The sequence below is a fragment of the Gordonia lacunae genome (assembly GCF_002149015.1).
GTDB classification, from domain to species: Bacteria; Actinomycetota; Actinomycetes; order Mycobacteriales; family Mycobacteriaceae; genus Gordonia; species Gordonia lacunae.
Genome location: NZ_NGFO01000017.1, coordinates 17,058 through 41,405 on the forward strand (window position 1 = coordinate 17,058; position 24,348 = coordinate 41,405).

Sequence of the window (24,348 nt, forward strand, 5' to 3'; positions counted from 1 at the left end):
ACGCCGCGAAGACCTCCGAACGTGGGCCCGATCCGCGAGGGTTGCCCGTGACGAAATCCCCTGCCGATCATCCGAGCGCTGGACTTCGCACATCACTCGAGGTCGCGCCACAGCGACGTCGGGGCAGCGGTCAAGAAAGAAGGGCGCGGATGGTGGTCTCGTACTCCGAGGCGATGTCTTCCGGATCGCGCCCTACGGATTGCGCCCCAGGCGGGAGCGAGTTGTAGTCGTCACGACGGGAGTCGATCGACGCCTGATACTCGAGCGTCAGATCCAAGAGTTTCCTACCCAGCATGGCGGACATCAGACCACGAACCCCCGGCCAACGCTGTCCGAATTGCGTCATTCCCTCCGAACAGAGGACAAGTTCAGCACAACGAAACTCCCGGAGAATGCCAACGCGGCAGGGACGAACATCGACCGCATCAGAACCGCTCGGTCATGCATGATCTGGCGGCACGGTTCGATCGCGTGAAACACATTGGCTGGAAAAAGCGGATGTCCGCAGGAGCTGGCTCCACCCTGCACGATCACAGCGTGCCGGCGATGACAACGCTCGCGATCATCAGCCATACGCCTACGAGCAGGGTTAACACCCCGAGCCCTTCGCATGAAATATGACGCCAGCAGTGGCGTGTCGCAAGATCGTCCACAACAGGCAGCGGTAGGCCGTTCGCACTAGACACGTCCTCGATTGTCGGCAGCGTCCGAAGCTCTCAGCCCAGGACGCCACGCAGCCCACCGACGACCGGCTTGGGTGAGCCGTCGAAACGGTACAGACCGAAGTTCGAGTTGTCATCCGCCTTGTTGGTGGACAGGTCGCGGGAGGTGAACAGGAAGATGGCCGCGATCCATGACAGTCCGTTGGCGCGATTCACCGCGTCGGTGATGATGCTGGACTGAACGGCTTCGGTTGTCGAAGCGGGCGTATTCCCGGTCGGTTGCCCGAATTCCGTCACCCACATGGACTTGGTGGAGTCACCGTTCGCCACCATGATTGCGCGCCCCTCGGGCAGAACCGCGGCGCCACCGCCGTCCCCTGCCCGGGGGTCCGCGGTGATCGGGTAAGGCAGCGTATAGGGATGGACGCCGATCCCATTGAAGTACGGCTTCGCGCCGAGTGTGTACATGTCCGAGATGAAGGTGACGTCCCGGGTCTCGGTTCGGAGGCTCGACAAACCGCCGGTGATCACCGGCTGATTGCCGCCTCCCGCTCGGATCCCTCCGAACGCCGACTTGAGCAGCGGCACATACTCACCCGCCGTCGGCGGGATGAGGTAGTGCGCCAGATTCGGCTCGTTCCACACTTCCCAGGCGGCAACTCGCGATGAGTACCGCACCGCAACCTGTCTCGCGAACTCACCGAAAGTGGCCGGGTCAGCGGGCGCGTTCCCGTTGGCAAGTGGATTCGCACCGGACTTTTGTGCCCAAACCGGCGCGGGCCCCTCGAGATTCATCAGAATCGACAGCCCCTTCGACCTGGCTGCACTGACCGCGGAATCCAGTCGCGTCCAGGTGAACGAACTCGGGCTGGAGGGTTGAAGCAGATTCCATTTCGCCGGGATCCGGATTGCCGTCGCTCCGGTCGCCCTGATCTGTTCGGCCTCTCCGGCGAAATCGGCGCCAGCGTATTGGGTCGAGATCGAGGCCACGCCGACGACGACACGAACTGCTGCGTGCACTGGAGATCTAGAGATCACTGTCGTCGCGGCTACGACCACGACAACGACGAGTGTGAATATGAAGCGACGCATGAGCCCTCCAAGCCGAGTCCCACTCATTGTCTCTGCATCGGCACGCGTGTGCTGAAGTTTTCGACTTTAACGGCTCCGCCTCGACCTCGACCGTCAGCTCGGCGAGCGCGCGCTCCTGTCTCGCGTCTGCCCCATCGGTCAGGCAAGCGCCTTCTTTATCGATGAAACGAGCTGCGGTGACAGAGTTTTAGCGTAGGTGGCAGATACATGTCCGTTGGTGTCGCGATAGACGATGACGTCGCCGATGACCGCGGGACAGGCAGCCTGATCACAGAACGATGCGGTCATATCGAGCAGTCTTGCACCGGGAAGCTGCCGCGCGGCACCTATGAGTGGATCAGGGGTCGCCAGCGCGACCTCACGAGGTGTCGAGCAGTTCGCCGTGTTGTCGCTGCCGCCCAGAGAAACGCGCGTGAGACAGTTCAGGGTCTCCTCTGGCACAGCAGGGTTGTCGGCAACGACGAGAACCTTCGTGCCTCGTGATGCCACCGGCCTCCAAGCGGCGAGATACTGATCGACGTCTCCGAACTCCCTGCTCGCCGAGGTGATCACGAGGTCGTACCGCTCGCTGAGCAACTTATCCTGCATTTGCGGCAGAACTGTCTTGTCGCAGTCACCACCCGATCGGATGACCCACTGGCATCCGTTGCCAACGAACGTGGTCATGCTCCATCGGTTTTCACGCAGATACGGCGATAGCGCCGGGAGAAGCATGGCGGCATGGGAATCGCCGACCACCGCGATTCGTCTCGCATCTGGACCGTCGTAGCCGTAGACACAGTTGCGCAGCTCACGGCCTTGTTCCCGATAACAGCGGTAAGCGCCCTGAGTATCGTCCGCGAACGAGTCGATTCCCGGCAGGAGTGGTTTGGACGGATCCCGTAGCGGGCATCCGGGAACTTCCAGGGCCGCGGCACCTAGACATGAAGGTGCATCGTCCTCCCGCGGGGCAACATCGGCGACCACAAGCTCCTGATTGGCCTGCGATTGGGCACTTCGCTGATCAGCTGATTCGACGACCAGGGCACCCATCAGGGCGGCGACTCCCAGGAATGCACCGGCGGTCACCCATCCGGTTGTCGCGCGCCACGGCCATCTGCCGCGGCTGCGCGAATCGGACTCGAGCCACGACGACCGACGAATCGGATTCTCGTAGAGGTGGAACGTCACGACGGTGAGAACCGCTGTTGTGACGAGCGCGGTCAGATAGTACGGACCTCCCTCGGGTATCACTGCCGCGAGCAACACGATCACCGGCCAGTGCCACAAGTACAACGTGTAGCTCACTTCGCCCACGTACACCGACGCCCGATTGGTCAGATGTGGAACAGCGCGTTCCTTGACCCCGATGAATGCAACGATCACCAGCGCAGTCGACAGCACGGGTAGCGCTGCGCTCGGCCCGGGAAAAGAGCTGTCCGCACTGATCAGGAAGAGCGAGGCAAATACCCCGGCCAGACCAACGTAAGAAAGGTACGGCCTGATCTTCGAAGGGATACGAGCAAGCACAGGGGTACAGATCGCGAGCAGTGCACCCACCCCGAGTTCCCAGATTCGCGTGAAGGTCGAAAAGTACGCGGCGGTGGGCGACGCGAACGATTGCCAACAAGCCCATCCGAACGATGCCAGGCAGATCGCGCCCATCGTCGTTGCGATCCACGCCTGTCTTTTCGGGGGGTAACGCCGTCCTCGCCTCGAGAACGTCCTTGTGGCCGCGAAGAGCGCGACCAACAGAACGGGCCAGACGAAGTAGAACTGCTCCTCGATCGACAGTGACCAGTAGTGCTGCAGCGGTGACGGGGGCTGCCCTTGCGCGAAGTAGTCCGTCCCGGTCCTTTCGAACCGCCAATTCGACAGGAAGATGGTCGCCCAGAGCCCGTCGATGAACGCGCCCTTCGCTCTCGTCTCGGTCAGTAAGACATAGCTGGCGATCACCGTTGCGGCGATGACCAGCATCGCGGACGGGATGATCCGACGAGCACGATGCACATAGAACTTGCGGAACGACAGCTTGCCGGTTCGCGAGCGCTCCCTTATCAGAACGCCTGTGATGAAGAAGCCCGACAACACGAAGAACACGTCGACGCCGACGAATCCACCTCGCGGCCAACCGAACAAGTGGTCAGCCACGACCGCCAGAACCGCGACCGCACGCATGCCCTGGAGGTCCAGGCGGACATGCGAGCGATGGGCGTGCGATGCTGCCGATCGCTCCTGCACAGGTGATTCAACTGTCACAGTGACTCACTCCCCGGCGTTACCCTCGAACCCCACCCGACAACTTCGGTGACGCCTAGGTCGTGGATCCGGTAGCAGTGCCCACGCGAGGAACGTCGCCTTCGACACTCGCCTGATCACGGGCAGGAGCCACGTGCTTTCCCGTTGCTCGCTCCCTCCCGACAACCTGCTGCTCATAGGAGTAGTAGACATACCTGGAGTCATGAGCCGAGACGTCGTTGAGAACTATGCCCAAGATCGACGCCTGTGCGGTACGGAGCGAAGAAAAGGCGGTTGTCAGGTCCTGAGATCGCGTTCGTCCGGCACGAACAACCACCAATGCTCCGTCTGTGTACTGCGACAGGATCGCTGCGTCGGCAACCGGGAGTACCGGCGGTGTGTCCACGATGACGAAGTCGTAGCTCGACTGCAGGGCCTCGATACCGTCCTTTGCCCTCTGAGATCCGAGTAGCTCCGCAGGGTTGGGCGGCAGAGCGCCGGCGACCAGGACGTCCAATCCATGTACCGGACCTGCCTGGACGAAGTCGGAGATCACGCCGTCTCCCCGAAGGAAGCTGGTCAGGCCCACGGCTCCGGTGAGACCCAGACGGCGAGCGATAGAAGGGCGTCGCAAGTCCGCGTCGACCAGCACCACGCGGTTGCCGTCCTCCGCCAGTGCCGCCGCGAGATTCATCGACGTGGTCGTCTTACCCTCGCCCGGCCCGGGACTGGTGACCAGGATGCACCTCGGCGGTTCGTCCACCCGCACGAAAGCCAGGTTGGTCCGCAGACGCCGGTAGCCCTCAGCCGCCCGGGACGAACCAACCGAGAAGTCGATCACCGGGTTCCCGTCCAGATTGTTCTCCGAGGGGACCTCGGCGAGAACCGCGGACGACACACTCCGTTGCACTTCGTCGCCGTTGCGGAGCCGGGTGTCGAACCGCTCCCGCAACACCGCGATGAGAAGGCCCAGCACCAGTCCCACCAGGACTGCCAGCACCGTGTTGCGTGCCGTGCGCGGCGAGAAGGGCTCGTCCGGCTGAACTGCCGGCGACACGACTGTCAACTTCGCGAGCGGCTGACTTGCTTCATTCGGCTGCTCGAGCGTCGTCACGTACGAGGTCATCGCCTCGGCGACACCGTTGGCGAGTTGGGTCGCCAACGCGGGATCACTGTTCTCCGCCGAGATACTGAGCAGCACGGTGTCCGGATTGCTGGTCGCAGAGAGCGATTCGCGAGCATCGTCGACGCTCATCTGGAGGCCGGAGTCGTCGAGAGCCTCTCGAATTATCACGTCCGAGTCGACAAGTTCCGCATACGAAGCGACGCGCTGTTGCGATGCCAGCGAGCCCTGATACGCACTCTGCGCGTCTGCCTCGGTTCCAGATGTCACGTAGAGCTTCGCTGATGACACATACAACGGGGTCTGCAACAAGCAATAACCCAACCCGAGGCAGCCGATCACCGCTCCGGACAGCGCAACAATCCACCAGTTTCGCCTGACAAGAAACCGCAGATGGTCCATCGAGAACGAGCGCGCCGTCGGCGCGCCGTCCGGGGCGATATTGCTACTCGTCAAGGTCTTCCTCCAACTATTCGACTTTGTTCATAGTTCGTCTGCACATGCAATCGATATGGACCATCGATGACGCAGAATCGCTCGTCGGCTCCGGCGATGCTGCGTGTCACTCCCTCAGCGAACTATGAAGCGCGCTCATGCACAGAATGTACGGGCTCTGAGGTGTCCGAACGAAACGGTGGCAGAATAAACGCCTTCAAAGCCAACTCCTTGAGGTGGCGGCGCAGTTCTGGGCTGACACCTCCGGTCTGGTCAACAACCTTCTCGAGACGTTCGAAGAATATTCTGCTGACGTCAGAGTCGACTTCGATCGCGCCGTCTGGGCTGCGCAAATGCTCGTAGAGGCCGGCAACCTTGCCCTGGGTCGAGAGGGTCGATGACGGCGTCCCCGACAGTGACGCCAAGACGGCCAGGTGCATACGTCCAGTCAAAACCATCAAACCTCCACGACACACCTCGTACACCTGCGACGGCGTGAGCAAGTCATTAACGAGAATAATGCCGGGATCGTCAAACCGCGCGGCGAGATCACGGAGATAGACATTGTCACTCTTTGTCGCGCGCACGACGTGTGGGAGCAGAATAATCGAAATTCCGGCTGACCTGAGCCGTTCCACAACTCGAACGTAGTGCCCGATCAGGTCGGCATCACTCCCGACGAGACCGCTCATGTTCAGCACTACGAACTCAACTTCTGCGGTGACAAAGTCTCGAATTTCAGCGGGAAGGGTCCGATACGACGCGGCGAGGTCTGGTGCCGGATGGGCGAACACTATGTCAGCGCAGAGGCCTGCACCGTCCGCAACACCGGCAGACACCATCCTCGACAGTGACACCGGGTCGCGCAACCACAGATCCGCATGCTTGTTGACGGTCCGCGCTGCCGTCACGCACGAGGGACGGGCGCGGTCGCTCCAACTGAAGCCCAGCACAGCTGCTGGCACTGACGCGCGGCCGAACAACCCAGTGACCGACCACCGATTGAGCGAGGCGACGAGGTTGTAATTGCCGTCCATGATGTCCGCTCCAACCAGCATCACCCTGGACATGCCGTGCGCGTGAGTCCCCAGCTCGAAGACATCGCGCATGTGACCCGCGCCCAAACCGTAGATGAGCTCGGGGAGCGGAACGACATCGACGTCAAGCGGATTCAACCAGTCGGGAATCTGGAAGTCGTTGACCGATCTGACCACCAATGTCACCGGCCCGGACGCGTTCCACACAGCCGATTCGACCAAGGCTTGGTCACCGATGTTGCCGCCCCCCGGCGGCGCCACGATGAGAACCCTGCCTCCCTGGCGCCGATCACCTCGGTGGCCGATCCCCGACTGTCGCTTCACTCTGCCCGCCGCAAAAACGACGCGATTCAGACCGTGGATCGCCAGGAAGGCCAGCGGCTGTTCCAATATGGCGCGGGCGCCGGACTTCAGACTCGACAGTAGTGACTCAAGAACAGACCTCAACATTTCAGACGACGCTCCTCTGCCCGAATCAGGCGGGTTGCAACGACGGATGACGCACACGTCCTGACACCGGTCCCGATCGCAAGACCTACCTGCGATCCGCCGGCTCCGCCCAGGAATGAACCCACTGCGACCGCCAATAGTGTGAATGGCGCCGCCACGAGTTTGACGATGGAAGACTTGGAAACTTGCCCGATGGCGCGAAGCGACAAACCTGGTCCAACGCTCGCAGAATTGAGCGCAAGGGCCAACGCGGCCAGAGGAAGAATGGACAGTGCGGCATCGGTCGACGAACCACCGATTGCTGCCAGCCATGAACTCGGTACCGCCATCACGATGAGCAGATAGGCGGCGACGACACCGAACACGACTCCCGCCAACGCGAACGGGACGATCTTCAGCCGCTTGATGTCTTCACGGGCAGCAGCTCTCGCACACAGAGGCCCTAGCGCAAAGATCAATCCGACGAACAGAACCGAGGCGGGAGTGAGGAGCAATAGCGCAACCCGAACCTCGCCCGCAGCGTCAAGCCCGGAGACAGAACCTACGATCAAGATCGAGATCTGGGTGAGGCCACCCGCCACGATGTAGTCGAGCATGTAGAAGCTTCCGGGGCGGCGCAACCGGCGGACCCAGGACCGCACATGGTCGAACGGTAGCCGGAAGCCATAGCCTCGAAGACCGACGATGAATGCGGCCACCGCGCCCAATCCCCATGCGCAGATCATCGACCACAGCGAATCGACTTGGATGAGTACCACCAAGAGCGCGGACTGAGTCAGCAGCCACGCCCCCTCCGCAGCGAATGCCCGGGTCAAGCGACGCTCTGCGACGAGCACAAAACGCAGACAGTCCTGGGCGGCGGCAAGCGGAGCGAAGACGACGAACACCAGCACCGCGGTCCGATAGTCAGGCAGGAGGAACAGTAGGAACGGCAACACCACGAGCGCTGCGATCGCGCCGAGGACCAGAGAGCTGGCCACTGCTCCACGGGCCCTCGCGCTCGGGTCCATGTCCGCGACTGTGCGCTCGCCAAACGACACCGGCTCACCGGTATACGCGCGTACGAGTCCGACGAGAATCCCCGCAATCGACATGATGACCGCATACACGCCGACCGCGTCGGTCGTCATCGCACGAGCGACAGCCATGGTCAGCAAGAAGTTCGACGCATTCGAACAGACCTGCACGGCGATAGCGAACGTAAGACGGCCCGCTCGGCGCTGGTTCGCCAGCGCTGTCGCAACGCGCGTTGAGGTCATCCGGGGTACCGTCCCGAAGCCTGGCTCGGTCCGCGCAGCGTGACAAGCGGGCCTGAACCGATCAGCGCTGCCACGACGACCAGCAACTGTGACGATCCGGCGTCCCGCATGTACGGGTGGATGAGCATCGCCACCACCATCACTGCGGCGAATACGAAAGCGGCACGCCGTGATGCGTCGAACTGTGAGTCTGGCGCGCCGGCACGTCGAGACCGACTGAATCGCAGCTGGTACATCAGGCTCGCGTACATCGCGACAAACCCGACGAAGGCGAGCAGACCGCCGGCGACCAGAACGGAGATGTACTGCGATTCGACGTACGCGAACACGCGGTCAGTGCTTCGTATAGGTCCGTGGCCGAGTAGGACGTTGTCCAGGAAGAGGGGTAGGTAGTCTTCTCTCCAGACTTCGATTCGAAAGGCTATCGTCTGCGGGAGGATCGAGTCCTGATACGCCGCGGATTGCTGCTCTTCGAGCCGCCGTGAGAAAAGGTCACCGAGTGGCGTGAACGCGGTGACGGCGACCGCCACCAGAAGCGCCCACGCCGCGACTCGAGTCGAGCGGCGTATACCCACCGCGATGAGACTGGCTGCGGCAGCCACCAGGACCATGTCGAACGTCAACGCAGAACCCAGCCCGGCGACAATTCCTACGGCACAGAACAACTGGGTGAACGTGTGGTCGAAGACGCTCTGGCCGCGCGCCCAACCCACGACAAGCAGAACAAGGGCGAGGGCCATGATGCTGGCGAAGGCGTGCCATGAATTGAAGAGTCCGATACTGCGACTGATCTTCCAGTCGAGCGGTTGCAGAATCCGTTCGCTACCCGTGAGTGCAGCCGTCATCGACAACACCGGCGCGACACGCAATGCCTGCAATAGCCCCAGCAGACCCATCAGCGCACAACCGATGAGAACGTAGCGTATCGCCAGTCGCGGCAGGCCCGGCAATGCCCTGCCATACAAGGCGCCGAAATAGATGGCCAGAAGCGCCAACGGTCCAAAGCACACGGATGCGAAACTCAGATTCCCCAATGTGGGATCGAGGAATTGGTGGTAGGCGGTTGCCACGAACAACGCAAGGATGTATCCCGAGATCCCGATTGCGAGCGGACCTGCTGAGTTCACCTTCGCACCCGCTACGACGAACCCAAGAATGAGGAGCAGTGCGACGATCTCGGACAGCTTCAGTCCGGGCACGACGAGCCCTCGCTCGGTTCCGGACAGCAGCGGCATCAGTGCGACCAGGACTGCGATGCAATGAGTCCAGGGCGACACGACGCCCGCTTCGGCCGCCGCCTGAAGCTGATTGTCTTTCAACCGAGAAGGATCGACTGTTCCGGTGTCTCCGCTTGTGTGTGAGGGTGGCGCACTCATCGCTTACCTCGCAGTGAGGGCGTGCGGCGCCCGCCGAAGGGAGCCCGGGCTTCAGCGGACTTCACGACCCGACGCAATTCGTCGATCGCAACCGACTGGTCTGCTCGCACCTCCTCGAACCGCGTCCGTGCAAATCCGGCGAGTGCGTCGGCATCCCTCAACGCACGGGTGACGGCCTCCGAGATCGCTTGTGGATCAGAGGGGTCAACATAGATCGCGGCGTCAGCATGGAAGTCACGCAATACTTCGAAGTCGGAGGTGACCTGTGGCTTGGCCGCGGTCATCGCCTCATATCCCGCTCTCTGCATCGTGTGTTCTCGCGTCGTCAGCGCAATCACCACGTCGCAGTTCGCGAGCTCTGCCTCGTAGTCCTCATCCGTGAGGTATCCAGTGAACAGCACGTTGGTCGGCGCAGCTTGACGTATCGATAACGGCGCCTTGCCGGTGAATCGGAACTCGATCTCGTCGGCGACGAGATGCCCTGCTGCGAACAGTAGTTCGTCGATGGGCTCGTCGTTTGCGTACCCCAGTGGACACAGGACGACAGCGGGTTTGTGCGCGAACGGTCGACCACCAGGCTCAGGCATGCGTTCGGGCAGCGGATCGTGGAGAACGATTGCTTCGACACCCGCCCGGTTGCACTGCTGCTGCAGTGCGGAGTTGGTGACGATGCACGATCCCTCCCGCAGAAGCGCGAAGGTCGGCTTCAAGAACGGCCGCCATTTGGGGTTGAGAAAGGCACCGGTGTGAAGGTCGGCGATGACCGGGAGACGCGGGAAGCAAACTCGGACGAGCACGAGCAACGGAAACGGCGGAAGCATCAGAATCACCGAACTAGGCCGCTCCCGTCGGATTTCGCGCACAGTCTCGATCGCAGCGAATAGGTACTTCGTCGGGAAAGACCTTCGCGCGGTCGCTTCGGACAGGAAGATCGCCTTGATGCTCAGCTCTTCGGCGATCGCCCTACTACGGCCATGTGTTCTCACCCAACTGACGATCATGAGCTGACCCCCTGCGAAACAATCCTCTTTCCGACCGCTCGCCGGATGTCCTCGATTCCGAGATCCGGAGCTTCGACGACCTCGGCGAGACCCAGACGACCGACGAGACTCGCGATCTGGATTTGGTGGTCGTCGACATGCTCCCCCCGTGAGCGCCGGCGGGGGACGACGACAGGGTACTTACCGAGTTCGAGGATCCGCATGATGCTGCCCACCCCGGCGTGAGTGATGACAACGTCTGCGGCGAGAATGTTCTCGTCCATTTCTTCGCTGCCCAGCGCTCTGTGTACCTCGCCGGGGAGGTCCTCCCGAAAACTGGAGCCGAGCTGCCACACGGTACGAGATAGATCGAGTCCACTACTGAGCAGGGAGTCGATGAGCGGATCCAGCCTGTACGGCCGAATCGTTCCCAGAGTCACAAACAGTTTCGGCGAAGTGCGGGTGTCCGCTTGCACAGCTGATCCGTCCTGCACGCACTCGTACGAGTCGAGCACGGTCCTGCGATGCCGCCACCTCGCGGTTGACCAGGCTGGGTGTTGAGTCTCCAGGTCAACCAGATGTGTGGCCGCCAGCATACGACCAGTGAGCGAAGGACCATCTGTGCGGGACACGCTTTCGATGTACAGTCCGCGAATCCCATGCCGACGAGCAGCTAAGAGGCCGGGTAGCGCAAGCGCCGCTCCTGTACTGATTGCCTGGTCGAACGGCCCGTGCCGCGGGAGTTCGCGTGCGAGCTGACGGTAGACGGTCCACGCTGTTCGAGCATCTCTCGGCTCGATGTACGGCACATAGAGGACGTTGCGGCCACGCAGGAGTGCGCGACTCTGCGTCGTGTCAAAAGTGATCCACAGCGAACTGTCCGACGCTCCCAGACTCTCCGCCAGTCTGTCCAACTGGGCGAGGTGGCCTCCGGTCGACGCGATCAAGAGAAGACGCCCGACAGCGGATCTCTCAGAACTTCTCGGCGACTCCTGCTGTTGGGTCATCGAGCGCCTCCGAGTGCGATTGAATCCCCCGACTCGAGCGGCAGCTCGCCGTCTTGCAGGTCGGTGGGAAGGAAGTTCTTGAGGCGAGCAGGGACGCCCGCGTAGAAACCGTTGGGCTGCAGATCGTCAACCACCACCGCTCCGGGAGCGACGACACACCCTTCCCCGATCGTCACCCCTGGACAAACCGTTACCGAGGCACCCAGCCATGCGCCGGCCCCAACGACCACGGGCTCGAATCGAGTGGGAGTGGCGGCCCTCTTGTGTGATGTCCCGACAGCGTGTGTCCCGGTCATCACCGTGCAGTTCGGGCCGAAATGAACACCGTCCCCGACGGAGATGCCGCCGGTGGGGAAGATCGATACGCCGGTGTTGATGAAGACCCCGTTTCCGATCTCCAGGTTGCGCAGTTCACCGCGGAAGATACCTGCCGGGAGGATCCGTGCCTTTCCGATCCGCGCGCCCGCCCAGCGAAGAAGCGCTCTTCGCACGATCGCAGGCACCAAGTGGGAGGCGCCCGGTCCGTTGATCAACCAGCTGCTCATGTACGCACCAAGACTTCGTCCGCTCGTCATCGGATCCCCACCCTGTGGCGCTCAGAACGCAACGGAGACACCGTCACACGTGCATCCTCCGCCGGGTGCCCGACAGCGATCATCATGATGACCAATTCGTGCTCGGGGAGATCGATCTCGCGCCGAAGGCCACGGTCCTGAGACTTCGTCGCGCTCCAGTTCAAGCAGCACGCGCCTATGCCACGTGCGTGTAGTGCGTACAACAGCGTCATGGCGTACAGGCCGCCATCGACGTATGCCTGGTTGCGTTCCCCGGGACTCAGCATCGTCCGGAGGTCGTGCGTCACAAGCAAGACGTGACTAGCCTCGTTACCGAACCCCTTGTTTCCATTCTGGTGCTTGAGAATCCGGTCAGCTTCAACGCCTCTGGGTACGATCCGGCACATGGATCCCTGGCGGTTGCACACCGAGGGCGACGTAGACGCGAGCAGTGCCGCCGCTTCGATCTCGGCCAGAGGCACCATGTCGTCGGTGTAGCTCCGGACGCTCTCACGCGATGCAACGAACTCGTCGAAGCCCGCGGCGAGTTGCCCGCCCGGAAGCGAGAGTTGCTTGATGCCACCCTCCCGTGCATCCAGGCCCAGGAAAAGGGCGAAGCGCTTTCGGACGTCATCGGCCCACTCAGGCGCAGGCCCGAGCTCAGCGTCGAAATAGTCGAAGTAGTCGTCCACTGCACCCAGCGCCATGCTCTTCGCGTGGACTACATGGCTGTCGCGGTTGTCAGGCAGTTCTTCAACCGATGCAGCGAGCCGCTCGAGCACCTCACGTCCGAACCACGGCCGGGGTTGGCTGAGCGCGAGGCCCTTCTCGATTCGGTGCGAATCCATGACGACCCTCGCGCACGTGGAGTGCTCATCGAGCGCGGCGCGACCGGAGAACCGGCGGTAGCGCCGCCAGTCTGCGACATATCCACGCAGCATCTCGAACTCGTCACGCGTTGAGCGTGCGCCGGGAAGCTCTGCTATTCGGCTTTTCAGTCTGTTCTTCGTCGAATTCAATGGAATCCTCTCGGCCTCTCGGCCGCGCAAGACACTGCGGCGCATCCCGTCAACGGGTCTGCCGCCGGTCTCGGTCGGTTGTTGTGGATCCCCCCACTACGCGCGGTAAAGCCAACCCGCCCCGCTCCAGTTCTCGGCGTTGAGACAGTTGCGTCCGTCGATGATCTTCCGCTGCCGCACATACGGCTCGAGGTCGCCGGGACTCAGCGTGACAAACTCTTGCCACTCGGTCAGCACCAGCACTACGTCAGCCTTCTCACATGCGTCCGCAGCCGACAGAGCATAGTCGAGGGTGGGAAAGAGCTTCCGCGAATTGTCCATCGCTTTGGGGTCGTACACCGCGACGGACGCACCCTGTAGTTGGATCTGACCGGCAACATTCAATGCCGGGCTATCACGCACGTCGTCCGATTTCGGTTTGAACGCGGCCCCGAGGATCGCAATACGCTTACCCAGAAGCGACCCTCCACACACCTCACGAGTTAGTTCAACCATTCGTGTTCGTCGCCGCATGTTGACGTTATCGACTTCCCGAAGGAAGCTCAGAGCCTCAGCGGCACCGAGTTCACCTGCCCGCGCCATGAAGGCCCGAATGTCCTTGGGGAGACAGCCGCCGCCGAAGCCCAGCCCAGCGTTGAGGAACTTGCGCCCGATCCGGGCGTCGTAACCTATTGCATCGGCGATCGCCTTGACATCAGCGCCAGCTGCGTCACAGACCTCGGCAATTGCGTTGATGAATGAGATCTTGGTCGCCAAAAATGCGTTGGCAGAGGTCTTCACGAGTTCGGCAGTTGGAGGGTCGGTGACGATGAACGGGGTGCCGTCCTCGAGCATGGGAGCATAGATCTCTCGGCACACCGCTTCAGCACGATCACCGGGGAAGGTTCCCAACACGACACGGTCGGGGTGGAGAGTGTCTTCCACCGCGAACCCTTCACGTAAGAACTCCGGATTCCAGGCGATCTCTACACTCACGTCCTTGGCGAGTTCGTCGGCACGCAGGGACAACTTCTCCGCAGTGCCGACCGGAACGGTCGACTTCCCGAGGATCAACGCGTCGCGGGTCAGAAGCGGGACCAGTTCTTCTATCGCGGACTCGACATATTGCAGGTCGGCGCTGTACTCCCCCTTCTTCTGTGGAGTTCCCACCGCGATGAAGAAGACATCCGCGAAATCGGCCGCTTCCGCGTAAGACTCCGAGACCGTGAGAACCCCGGAGTCGATGTGACGTTTCAGGAGCTCGGGCAGGCCGGGCTCGTAGAACGGCACCTCACCGGCGGCGAGCTGAGCGCGTTTCTCGGGCACAACCTCGATTCCGAGCACCTCGTGTCCGAGCTCGGCCATACATGCTGCATGCGTCGCGCCGAGGTATCCGAGTCCCAGTACAACCATTCGCATCAGTACGCACCATCTTTCGCTACGACTGCCTTGACCGTCTTCCACAAGATCAGGGCGTCTTGCATGATCGACCAGTTCTCCACATAGGAAAGGTCAAGTCGCACAGACTCTTCCCAAGACAGGTCCGATCGTCCGGACACCTGCCACAGACCGGTCATCCCAGGCTTGACCAGCATTCTGCGGGCTACCCGCCCGTCATACTTCTCGACCTCGTCAGGCAGCGGCGGCCGAGGGCCGACGAGGCTCATCGTCCCGCCGAGCACGTTGAGGAGTTGGGGCAGCTCGTCAATGCTGTACCGACGAATGAAGGTCCCGACACGGGTGACCCGTGGATCGTTCCGCATCTTGAACAGAACCCCGGCTCCTTCGTTTTGCGCTTTGAGGTGGGACTTCTGAGAGTCAGCGTCCTGCACCATCGAACGGAACTTCCACATCAGGAAGGGCGTGTTGTTTATCCCGACACGTGTAGCGCGGTAGAAGACCGGCCCCTTGGAGTCCAGCTTGATCGCCACCGCCACGGCCACGAAGACCGGAGCGAGGACCGCAAGGATCGCAGCCGAGCCCAGCCGGTCGACCGCCGCCTTCCGGAAGCGGTTCGCGCCGTCATACCTCGGCTTGTCAATGTGTAGCAGAGGCAGGCCGGCGACTGGGCGAACCATAACGCGGGGTCCGGCCACGTCGGTGACGCCAGGCGAGACGACCATGTCTACATCGAGTCCCTCGAGGTCCCAAGAAAGCGCCTGCATCGCGGCGTGCCCGAGCGCCTCCGCCGAGGTCACCGCCACCGTTGTGGCACCAGACCTGACGACCGAGGTGGAGACGTCGTCGAAAGTCCCGAACACGGGCACACGGGCATCGCCCACAGCGACGGTCTCCCGTGATCCGGAATGGGTGGGCAGGCAGATTCCGACGACCCCGTATCCCAGAGTCGGCTCTTTGATCAGCCTCTCCATCAATGGCACCGCAGAACCGAGATTGCCGACGATCAGCACGTTCTCCAGGTTCTTCTTCTTCAGTCGCTGATTTCCGAGCCTCTGACGCCAGCCCCACCGAGCCAGCACAAGTCCGATCGTTCCGATCGGCAGGGCCAGTGCGAGAAACCCACGCGCGATGTTCAGACGGAAGAGGAGGTCGATCATCGCAAGGACGCCGAAAACAGATAGGCACGCAGAAACGACCCGGCTGTACTCCTGCGATCCAGACCCGGCGATTCTGCGATCGAGAGTGTGGAAGGCCCGAAGGGCCAGCAACCAGCAGATACCCAATGCAACGGACACGATGATTATCGGGGTCTTCGTCGCAGCCACCGGCTCGAGGGCGCTCCCTGCACCGAACCGAACGAACTGAGCGAGAGCAATCGACGCGACTACGATGGCAGCATCGGTCCAGGCCAATCGCGTCAGGTATCCCTGCATCCAGGAGCGTTCGCGTGCGCGCCCCGCGGACCGGAGTCGCCGAACGCCACCACCCTCCGGACGCCTCAGGGTGTCGTAGGCCTGACTATTGGCCACCGCCTACCTCCTCAAATCTCAAAAGAACTAACTGCTCGATTTCCAGAGCTCAACGACGAGATCTTCGGCCTGCGAGCTTCCGCCATCTCCATAATGGCGAGTCGCACCATCGATGCGAGAGTATTTCAGTCCGATCACACTCACAACCTGAGAGTGATAACTGCACAGATCCGAGCGATATTTAATGTGATCGGAAAGTTAACAGAATCTTGCACCCCAGCGCGAAACGACCTTGACGACCCACGCAGGCTGCAACGCGGTTGCAACATCCGAGCTGGAGTCTACCCGTCGAAACAGTTCCCAATGTGATCCGATATTGCTGTCCAGCAACGTATTACGGCTCACAGGGCAGGTCCACACACCCGGACGCGCGCAACCGCCATCTCAAACCGGAGATATGCGATCGCTGATAGTCCGCCGCAAAAGTGGACACAGATTTACACCCATGAATTCGATCCGGGAGCAAAATCGGACCCGTTTAAACCAGCGGATACTTTTGCAGGCTAATGATCGTACGCACTGTTCGAAGTAGCTGCGTCTACGGTTGGTTCAGAACGATCATCCGGAGGTAACGGGTTGTCATCATCGCGGGCGTCACGCCGTTTGAGGCGCTTGTTGTATGGGGGAGCGCCCGATGAGACGGCGGCCACATACCGGGTTTTGATCTCGCAACGGTTCCGTCGACATGCCCATACTGTCCTGATGCCAGACCCGTTCCACGCCCTCGTACTGATGAATCTGCTCTTCGTTGCCGGTGCGTGGTGTCTGGCCCGGCCGAGCTGTGCCGCCGCCGCGGTCCTCGCAGCCACCGGTGTCGCCTGGGCGCTGTGGAATCAGCCGATCGAGGGGCGTGTGCTCGTGTCCTTCAGCATCGAACACGGGATCACGGAGTCCGACATCCTGTCGGTGCTCGCCGTCGTGATCGCTGCGGTGACGGTGTATCGGTCGAGACAGCGCGGACGACGACGGTGACCGATCGTCTCAGCCCGACCCCTTGATCCGATAGATCCGGAACTGCGGTGTCCCGCTGGGGCTGGTGACCGTCATCTCCAGGGTGGCGATCCCGGCACCGTCGTCCCACAGCGTCGGATATCGGACGTTGATCGCGTCGAGCCGACCGAGGCCGGTGGGTCGCGGCGTCAGGATGTACTGGACACCCTGGCGCTGCGGCTGATTGAGCTTGGCGAAGAAGTCGTAATCGCTGCGGACCACGAACTGCTCCGGTCGGTCGGAGAACAGCCAGATCCGGGAGATCCCGAAAGTGTCGACGAGCACCGATCCGGGCGGGAGCGCCTGGTCGTCGAACCAGCCCGCCACGTTCCGCGACACATCGCCGAACCAGTAGAACCAGAACTCCGACGGCGGATGGCGGTCCGGCCAGAACGCCGATCGCAGACCGTACTCCTCTTTCCCCAGCGACGGGGTGAGCATCGAGGACGCGGTCACCGGCAGCGAGGTTGCGAGGACCAGTGCCATGAGCGTGGTGAGGGTTGCCCTTTCGACGCGCGACCTCCGCAAGCTCCGGCCGCTGCTCGAGGAGCGGGGAGACCCTTCGTGGCTCGTCGCTTGCGCTCCTCGCACCTCAGGGAGCGGAGACCAACCCGACGCCCGCGCTCCTCGCACCTCAGGGAGCGGAGACCAACCCGACGCCCGCGCTCCTCGCACCTCAGGGAGCGGAGACCAACCCGACGCCCGCGCTCCTCGCACCTCAGGGAGCGGAGACCAACCCGACGCCCGCGCTCCTCGCACCTCAGGGAGCCGTGACCAACCGGCGCCGGGAAGAGGACGCCACGCGGGACCACGCGCGACGAGGATGGCCACGACGACGAGAGGTGTGGCCGCCATGTAGAAGCGAAACCAGCCGAAGGTCGAACCCAAGATGACGGCCGACATCTGGAACAGCAGGACCGAACCGAAGACGACTCCCACCACCGCGGCGTCGACGCGGCGCCGGCGCACGGCGACCCACCCGACGATCGGCAGCACCGCGAACAGCAGCGGTTGCATACCCAGCAGATTGCCGGCGATGACCTCGGCCAACGGGCCGGCGCCGACGTCCTCGGCGGAGATGATCCCCGCCGCCTCGACCTGGGCGGCATTGCCGTACTGGGAGGAGAACTGGGAGAACGCGTTCCCGTCGAGTAGCCATCCCAGGCCCGCCCACAGCACGAACGCGAACACGGCCGGCAGCACCACGATCGTCGCGTCGTGCAGACCGAACGGTGCGCCGGCCCGCCACGCCGCGCGCCCCTGCGAACCCGGCGGGCGGTGTCGCCGCGTGGACATCACGAACACACCGAGCGCGACTCCGGCAGCGGCCGGCAACGCCTCATACCGGGTCAGGTAGGCCAACCCCAGAGCGACTCCGGCGACGACGAGATCGACGACGCGGTGGCGATTCACCCACAGCAGGATCCGACGACACGTCCACAGCAAGAAGAAGAGGAACGGCGCCTCACTCATCCCCATCCCCGCGTACAGGACGATCATCGGGTTCAGCGCGAACGCCGCAACCGCGACCCACCGCAGCACCCGCCCGGCGCCATAGTCGAGGGCGATGCGCCGAACCTGCCAACCCGCGCCGGCCATGAACAACGCGCTCATCACCGCGCCCGCGAACCCGACGCGTCGCAGCTCCGGCCAGAGATTCAGCGGCCAGTGCGCCGACAACTCGACCAGCGGTATCTCGACCAGACTGGGCAGCGGATTCCACACGAAACCGATCGCGCCCAGATGGGGGTCGCGGCTCCAGATGGTGAACCCGGCGTTGCCGACCCGACTGCTCGCATCCGGGTTGATGTAACCGACGATCAGATACAGATAGACGCCGACCGCGAGGTACGCGAACGCCAGTCCGGCGAACAGGGAGATCCCCCACCACTGAACCCGGGTGAGCCGACGACGGCCCGGGGCGGCAACCCCCGGACCGGTCGTCGTCTCCGCGGCACGCGCACGTACCTCGACTGTCACGGGGTGTCGGAGCCGGCGTCGTCGGACGGATGGTCGGAACGCCTGCGATAGACGGTGATCCCGACCGCGACGAGGACCGCGACCGCCACCACCGCGATGCTGATCCCCAGCCACATCAGCCAGCTGGTGCCGACCTGGTCGACCTGTGCCCGCGGGCCGTCGGCCCGGATCGTCATCAGCTCGGGCTGACCCGCTCGCCCGGCCACCACCACGTCCCCTCGAAGATTCGCCAGATCGCCCTGCTGCTCATCGAGGTAGGTGAACAGCGGATCGACGAGATCCCACGAGCCCGATGTGCTCACGAGTACGACGGTTCGTGAGTTCTGCGCGAACGCCTGGATGGTCCCCAGCCCCTCGGGGATCGCGAGCCGGACCTGCGCCGGCAGGTCGACGAGGGTGGACGAATCCTCGGAGTCGATCGGCGGATTCAGCGGACGCGCGTTTGCGGCCGACGCGACCACGAGCGCGCCGGTGTTGCTGGCGATCGCCTGCTCGAGCGGGACGAGAACCGGCGCCAACGGGGTCACCGAACTCCGCTGCACCGACGCGATCAGCTCGGCAGCGGCGTCGAGCTGGGCGGGGTTCGTGTCGTCGAGCGCGACCTGAACGGTCGGTTGCCAGCCCAGCGGAACCGACGAGAACCCACCCATCCGAACCGGTGTCGTGCTCGACGAGGCCGTCGACGACGGGTCGATCTGGAAGCTCAGCGGCACGCTCCGCGGCGAGCACGCACCCGGTCCCGGCTCGTACGAGATCCGGAACTCGAGTGGCTCGTTGGCGGCGACCTGCGCTGCGGGGATGGTGAACTGCGTATCGAGGGCGCCGGAGCCGTTCAGCGCACTCGTGTGCAGGATCTCGCCGCCGCTGACCGCCATCACGTTGGCCCGCTCGTCGTCTCGAACCGGCGTGTAGCGCGCGAGCAGGTGCACGTTGACGAGCCCCGGCCGTCCCAGCGACAGCATGGTCGGGTCGAAACCGGGTACCAGCGTGGTGCTTCCGAGCACGTCCGTGGACAACCGATCCGAGAACTGGCCGAAGGTCACCGAATCGGAGCCCTGGACCTGCCGGCCCGACACCGATTCGACTGCGGCCGACCTCGTCTGGGCGAGGTCGGTCAGCCCGTCGCGGAACAGCGCCACCTGGTCGGGCAGTGAGTCGGCGTCGCCGCCGATCACCAGGGCGGCCGAGGGCTGTCCGGCACGGTCGAGACGGACACCGCCCGGACCGTCCTCTTCCCGGATCAGGACCGTGCGCTCCAGCGGACCGCGCGGCGTCGGCACACCCGCCACGGACGACTCGACGACGTCGATCGACACCCGCTGCGGACGATAATGATTCGTGATCGCGGCGACGGCCCCCAGGGTCGCTTGCGCGACCGCGGCACTCGGGTTCTCCGGCGTCACGATGGTGACACCGCCGACCACGGTGCCGAAGAAGTCCTGGATCGTGCGGGGCGACGACGCGACACCGTCGTACCCGACGGTCAGTCCGGTCAGAGAAACATCCGGAATGGGTCCACACACGGAGTCGCCGTTGCCGTTTCGCAGCGTCAGACGCAGATCGGCCCGGCCGTTGTCGCCCACGGGTACCGCGGCGAGCGGAACGGAGAACGGCGTGCTCAGCTGCCGCGGGCCGAATCGCGGTACGACGACGGTGCCGACGATCGTGCCGTCGGACCGGGCGACCTGGATGAAGGCGTCGGACACGTTCGTCGCCGACGCCACCACGCCGGACAGCCGCGTCGGCGACATGCCCTCGGGCACGGGGATGCTCACCCCGACCGGGACGTCGGCGCTGTCGAAGRTCACCGAGTTGCCCATCCCCAGTTGCCGCCAGTCGAGCGTCGTGGGCCCATCACCTGGGGCGGCGGCGGCGGGGGTCATCGAGACCACGCCGACGATCAGTGCCGCCACCGTCGCGCACCAGAGGCGGCGCAGGCGGACACGGTTAGTGCTGGACATTGTCAGAACCTCTCGGCGGTCGCGATACCCCGGGCATGGGCGAGAGCCCGTGCACGGTCTTCTCCCAATAGGAGGGCTTGTAGATGAGTTGGGCCATGCTCTTGATGGCCGCCATGGACTGCAGGAACCAGTACCCGGGGACGAGAAGAGCCGCCCCCAGCAGGTAGGGCTTGTCGCGGGTGCGCGCGGAGACGACACCCAGCATGATGGTGGCCAGGTTGCCGACGGTGAACATCAACAGGCAGAGGTAGTAGACGGGACCGGGGAACACACTGTTCATGAAGTCGGGTTTGCCCGCGAACCACACCAGCAGCAGGGTCCAGAAGAGCAGGTTCAGCGTGTTGGCGATCGGCATCCCGGCTGTGAGGTTCGAGATACGCAGCGCCGGAACGAGTCCGAGTTCCCGGACCATCGACAACGGATTGCGCATGTGGACGAGGAAGGTCTGCAGGTAGCCCTTGTACCACCGGGATCGCTGCCGAACCCAGTTGACGACATCGGCGTTCGCCTCTTCGCCGGTCAGGGAGTCCACCACCACGGTCCGGTATCCGAAGCGGGCCAACCGTATTCCGAGGTCGGCGTCTTCGGTGACGTTGTAGGCGTCCCATCCGCCGACCTGGCGCAGCACCTCGGTGCGGATGTGATTCGACGTACCGCCTAGCGGGATGACACAGTTCGACGCACTCAGCGCGGGCAGCATGTACGAGAACCACTGGTCGTATTCGATGGCGAACCAACGGGTGAGCAGATTCTCGCGCTCGTTGTAGTAGCCGAGCCGCGCCTGCACCGATCCGACCTCGGGCCCGCTCGCCGCGAACACTGCGGCCGCCTTGCGTAACTGGAGCGGGTCCGGGATGTCCTCGGCGTCGTAGATCGTGACCAGTTCGCTCCGCTCGGTGGGCAGCGCCATGGCGTGATTGCATGCCTTGGGTTTGGTTCTCGGCTCGCTCGGCGGCACCAGCACCGGCGTGATCCCGTCGAGGTCGGCCCTGCTGATGGCGTCGATGGTCTCCTGATCGTCTTCTTCCAGGACCAGCAGGATGTCGAGTTTGTCTGCGGGATAGTCGATCCGGCCCACCCCGGCGACCAGGTTGGTCACGATCTCCGGCTCGCCGTACACCGGCAGCAGCACGGTGTACACCGGCAGGTCGGCGTCGTCGATCGCGCGTGCCCGCTCATCGGAGACGGTGATCACGCCGCGTCCCGACATACCGCGGGTGACGAGGACGAACTTGTCGATGCTCGACACCAGGAAGTAGACCGCGCACACGCTCAGCAGCACCGCGAGGGACGTGCGCCAGGCGACGACGAAGGCGGTGGCCATCAGGAGCGCCACCAGCAGGCCGCCGATCTGCTGGTGGCGGCTCAGCGGGTGTCGTGCGGAGAGGGCGGAGACGTGCGGCCCGTCGGTGATCCGTGGTGCGTCGGCGCCATTCATCGCGACGGTTGTTCGACGGCCGAGACCATCGACCACGCGAGATCGGTCAGTGCGACGTCCAGTGCCGAGTCGTCGGTGACCTGTTCCCCGGCGTCGGCGCCGCCCCGGATGAGCCAGCCGGCGGGTTCGACGACGGTGGTGGTGTAGCTGGGTGGCCTCGGTTCGGACACCTCCGACGATCCCGGCTGGTCGCGGGCGGCCATGAGGTAGAAGGCGAAGTAACGCTCGCCCGCCGCGGTGGGCACGCGCCAGCCCCAGAACCGGCCGGTCCACAGCGCCTCGTCCGAGGTGCGCACCGACTCGAGAGTGTTGGCGATACTGCCGATTCGGGTGTGCCGGCCATCCGCCGCCGCGGGCGTCGCATCGATCGTCGCCGGCGGCACCGTCTCATACCAGAGCCCACGACGGTAGCTGGCGAAACGTCCGAGATCGGTGGTCGAATACACGTCGAGATATGCGGTGGACAGCGGTCTGTTCGCCGGACCGGTCATTCCCGTGGTGATCCGGTAGCGCCGCACATCACCGCCGGAACCCATGACCCGCGGACCCCAGTCGAACACCTGGGGTTCGGTGATGCCGATTCCCAGCGTCCGCATCTGACCCAGCCAGTCCTCGCCGATCGGCGGTGAGGCAACGGGTTCGGGCGGGTTCGGCGCATGTGGGGTCAGACCCAGGATCACCAGCGCCACCAGCCATCCCGACGCCAGTGTGGCGATCGACTGCTTGGGCAGGGCCGCGGGACTCGTCCCGACACCCCCGCTGCGGACACGCACGATGATCGCCAGTGCGGTCACCGCGGCCGCGGGCACGGTGAAGGCCAGCGCCGGGGTCTCGACCAGGGCCCACATCAGCACGACACCGACCAGCGCCGCCACTCCCGTGGTCGCGAGCGCCACTCGCGGGCGACGGCGCAGCGACATGTAGGTCACGACCAGCCCGAGCCCGACGGTCAGCGATGCGAATGCCGTTGTCGACCCGCCGAACGCCTGGCCCAGGAGCAGGAAGTTCGGCGGGAAGCAGACCAGCAGGAACAGCCAGACGAGGTAGTCGCGGACGACGCGCCGGATCCCGAAGATCACGATCGACGCGGCGAAGACCCAGATGAGCAGCGGCAACAGATCCGCGTGCCAGAACGCGGCGACCGCCGGGATTCGCGGAATGACCAGCGCGGCGGTCAGACCGAGTCCCCCGCCGACCACCACGACGAGGATGCGGTCGAACTCGCCGTCGACGATCTCGCGACCCCGAGGGGTGGCGTCGAGGCCGAGGGCGATCATCAGCCCCCACACCGGGATGAACAGCAGATAGGCCGTCGGGGACCCGTCGGCGAGCGCTGTCATGTTGGCGAGGATCGCCGGCGCGAACGCCAGCATCGCGGCCCCGACGATCGACATGTAGCGGACGAGGATCGACACCTCGCGCGGTCTGGAGAGCGCGGCCCACAACCGTCGGCGGGGGCGCCGCACGGGATTCGGGTTCGACGGGGCTCGGCCCGCGTCGACATCCGCAGTCAGCGGTGCCGCAGGCACGACGGAATCCAGAACAGTCATGAGCCCTCCCCAGGCCGGCCCGAGCTCCCAGCTCGGATGCCGTGAGCGACTCGACGCCAACCCCGCGGGGCCTCCCCTGACGTCCGAATCGCGAACTACCCAGAGACTAACGCTAAAGAGATTCTTGATAAAGCGGGTGACTGACGGTGTGGCGCGCCCCCGCTGCGCACCTGAGACCCACAACGTCAACTCGATGACAGGCGACAAATCGTCAATCAACCTATGGCGCAGTAATATTCAGCGGAATCGAACAACACCCGGGCCAACCGTTCGAACTCGGCCACAGCCGAACCCTCGGCACAGAATTGT

18 protein-coding genes are annotated in these 24,348 nt (G+C 63.7%); 1 reads left to right on the top strand and 17 read right to left on the bottom strand.

Annotated elements, in window-relative coordinates:
* Positions 1-130: 130 nt before the first annotated feature.
* The 13 genes from CA982_RS26560 to CA982_RS15325 all read right to left on the bottom strand — a co-directional run bounded on the left by CA982_RS26560 (position 131) and on the right by CA982_RS15325 (position 16,024).
* Positions 131-346 carry a hypothetical protein gene (locus CA982_RS26560; RefSeq protein WP_086536136.1) on the bottom strand — a complete coding sequence of 72 codons (216 nt, stop codon included), beginning with the start codon at positions 344-346 and terminating at the stop codon, positions 131-133.
* 370 nt (positions 347-716) lie between these two features.
* Positions 717-1,781 carry a cellulase family glycosylhydrolase gene (locus CA982_RS15270; RefSeq protein ID WP_341865036.1) on the bottom strand — a complete coding sequence of 355 codons (1,065 nt, stop codon included), beginning with the start codon at positions 1,779-1,781 and terminating at the stop codon, positions 717-719.
* Positions 1,782-1,892: 111 nt separating this feature from the next.
* The gene (locus CA982_RS15275) at positions 1,893-3,992 is read right to left on the bottom strand and encodes an acyltransferase family protein (protein WP_144066037.1); all 2,100 of its coding nucleotides are present in this window, start codon (positions 3,990-3,992) and stop codon (positions 1,893-1,895) included.
* A gap of 55 nt (positions 3,993-4,047) precedes the next feature.
* The gene (locus CA982_RS15280) at positions 4,048-5,550 is read right to left on the bottom strand and encodes a tyrosine-protein kinase domain-containing protein (protein WP_244176297.1); all 1,503 of its coding nucleotides are present in this window, start codon (positions 5,548-5,550) and stop codon (positions 4,048-4,050) included.
* A 122-nt stretch (positions 5,551-5,672) separates the two neighbouring features.
* Positions 5,673-7,016, bottom strand: a complete 1,344-nt coding sequence (locus CA982_RS15285; RefSeq protein ID WP_158097811.1) for a polysaccharide pyruvyl transferase family protein — start codon at positions 7,014-7,016, stop codon at positions 5,673-5,675.
* A complete protein-coding gene (locus tag CA982_RS26565) occupies positions 7,010-8,275 on the bottom strand; it encodes an MATE family efflux transporter (protein ID WP_158097812.1) in 1,266 nt (421 codons plus the stop codon). Before CA982_RS26565 ends, CA982_RS15285 begins: the two co-directional genes overlap by 7 nt.
* Complete coding sequence (locus CA982_RS15295) at positions 8,272-9,594, bottom strand: O-antigen ligase family protein (RefSeq protein ID WP_086536142.1); 1,323 nt, start codon at positions 9,592-9,594, stop codon at positions 8,272-8,274. The genes CA982_RS26565 and CA982_RS15295 overlap by 4 nt, the downstream gene beginning before the upstream one ends.
* Before the next feature lie 53 nt (positions 9,595-9,647).
* A complete protein-coding gene (locus CA982_RS15300; protein WP_086536143.1) occupies positions 9,648-10,652 on the bottom strand; it encodes a glycosyltransferase in 1,005 nt (334 codons plus the stop codon).
* Positions 10,649-11,107: a glycosyltransferase gene (locus CA982_RS26905; protein WP_244176298.1), complete on the bottom strand. Its 459-nt coding sequence runs from the start codon at positions 11,105-11,107 to the stop codon at positions 10,649-10,651. The genes CA982_RS15300 and CA982_RS26905 overlap by 4 nt, the downstream gene beginning before the upstream one ends.
* 527 nt (positions 11,108-11,634) lie before the next feature.
* Positions 11,635-12,183, bottom strand: coding sequence for an acyltransferase (locus tag CA982_RS15310; RefSeq protein WP_244176299.1), 549 nt, complete (start codon positions 12,181-12,183; stop codon positions 11,635-11,637).
* Positions 12,184-12,209: 26 nt separating this feature from the next.
* On the bottom strand, positions 12,210-13,211 hold the full coding sequence (locus CA982_RS15315) for a nitroreductase family protein (protein WP_158097814.1): 1,002 nt from the start codon (positions 13,209-13,211) through the stop codon (positions 12,210-12,212).
* Positions 13,212-13,307: 96 nt separating this feature from the next.
* Entirely contained in the window at positions 13,308-14,609 is a 1,302-nt protein-coding gene (locus tag CA982_RS15320) for a UDP-glucose dehydrogenase family protein (RefSeq protein WP_058253608.1), read from the bottom strand.
* Positions 14,609-16,024 carry a sugar transferase gene (locus tag CA982_RS15325; RefSeq protein WP_086536147.1) on the bottom strand — a complete coding sequence of 472 codons (1,416 nt, stop codon included), beginning with the start codon at positions 16,022-16,024 and terminating at the stop codon, positions 14,609-14,611. Before CA982_RS15325 ends, CA982_RS15320 begins: the two co-directional genes overlap by 1 nt.
* A 798-nt stretch (positions 16,025-16,822) precedes the next feature.
* Here CA982_RS15325 and CA982_RS15330 point away from each other — a divergent pair.
* Entirely contained in the window at positions 16,823-17,092 is a 270-nt protein-coding gene (locus CA982_RS15330) for a hypothetical protein (protein ID WP_086536148.1), read from the top strand.
* Between the two features lie 9 nt (positions 17,093-17,101).
* Here the strand turns inward: CA982_RS15330 and CA982_RS15335 are convergent, their stop codons facing one another.
* From CA982_RS15335 to CA982_RS15350, 4 genes are read right to left on the bottom strand one after another with little or no spacing between them, the layout of a single operon-like run.
* A complete protein-coding gene (locus CA982_RS15335; protein ID WP_086536149.1) occupies positions 17,102-19,090 on the bottom strand; it encodes a glycosyltransferase family 39 protein in 1,989 nt (662 codons plus the stop codon).
* Complete coding sequence (locus CA982_RS15340) at positions 19,087-21,051, bottom strand: hypothetical protein (protein ID WP_086536150.1); 1,965 nt, start codon at positions 21,049-21,051, stop codon at positions 19,087-19,089. Before CA982_RS15340 ends, CA982_RS15335 begins: the two co-directional genes overlap by 4 nt.
* On the bottom strand, positions 21,038-22,489 hold the full coding sequence (locus CA982_RS15345; protein WP_086536217.1) for a glycosyltransferase family 2 protein: 1,452 nt from the start codon (positions 22,487-22,489) through the stop codon (positions 21,038-21,040). Before CA982_RS15345 ends, CA982_RS15340 begins: the two co-directional genes overlap by 14 nt.
* Positions 22,486-24,039, bottom strand: coding sequence for a hypothetical protein (locus CA982_RS15350; RefSeq protein ID WP_086536151.1), 1,554 nt, complete (start codon positions 24,037-24,039; stop codon positions 22,486-22,488). Before CA982_RS15350 ends, CA982_RS15345 begins: the two co-directional genes overlap by 4 nt.
* Positions 24,040-24,348 lie beyond the last annotated feature (309 nt).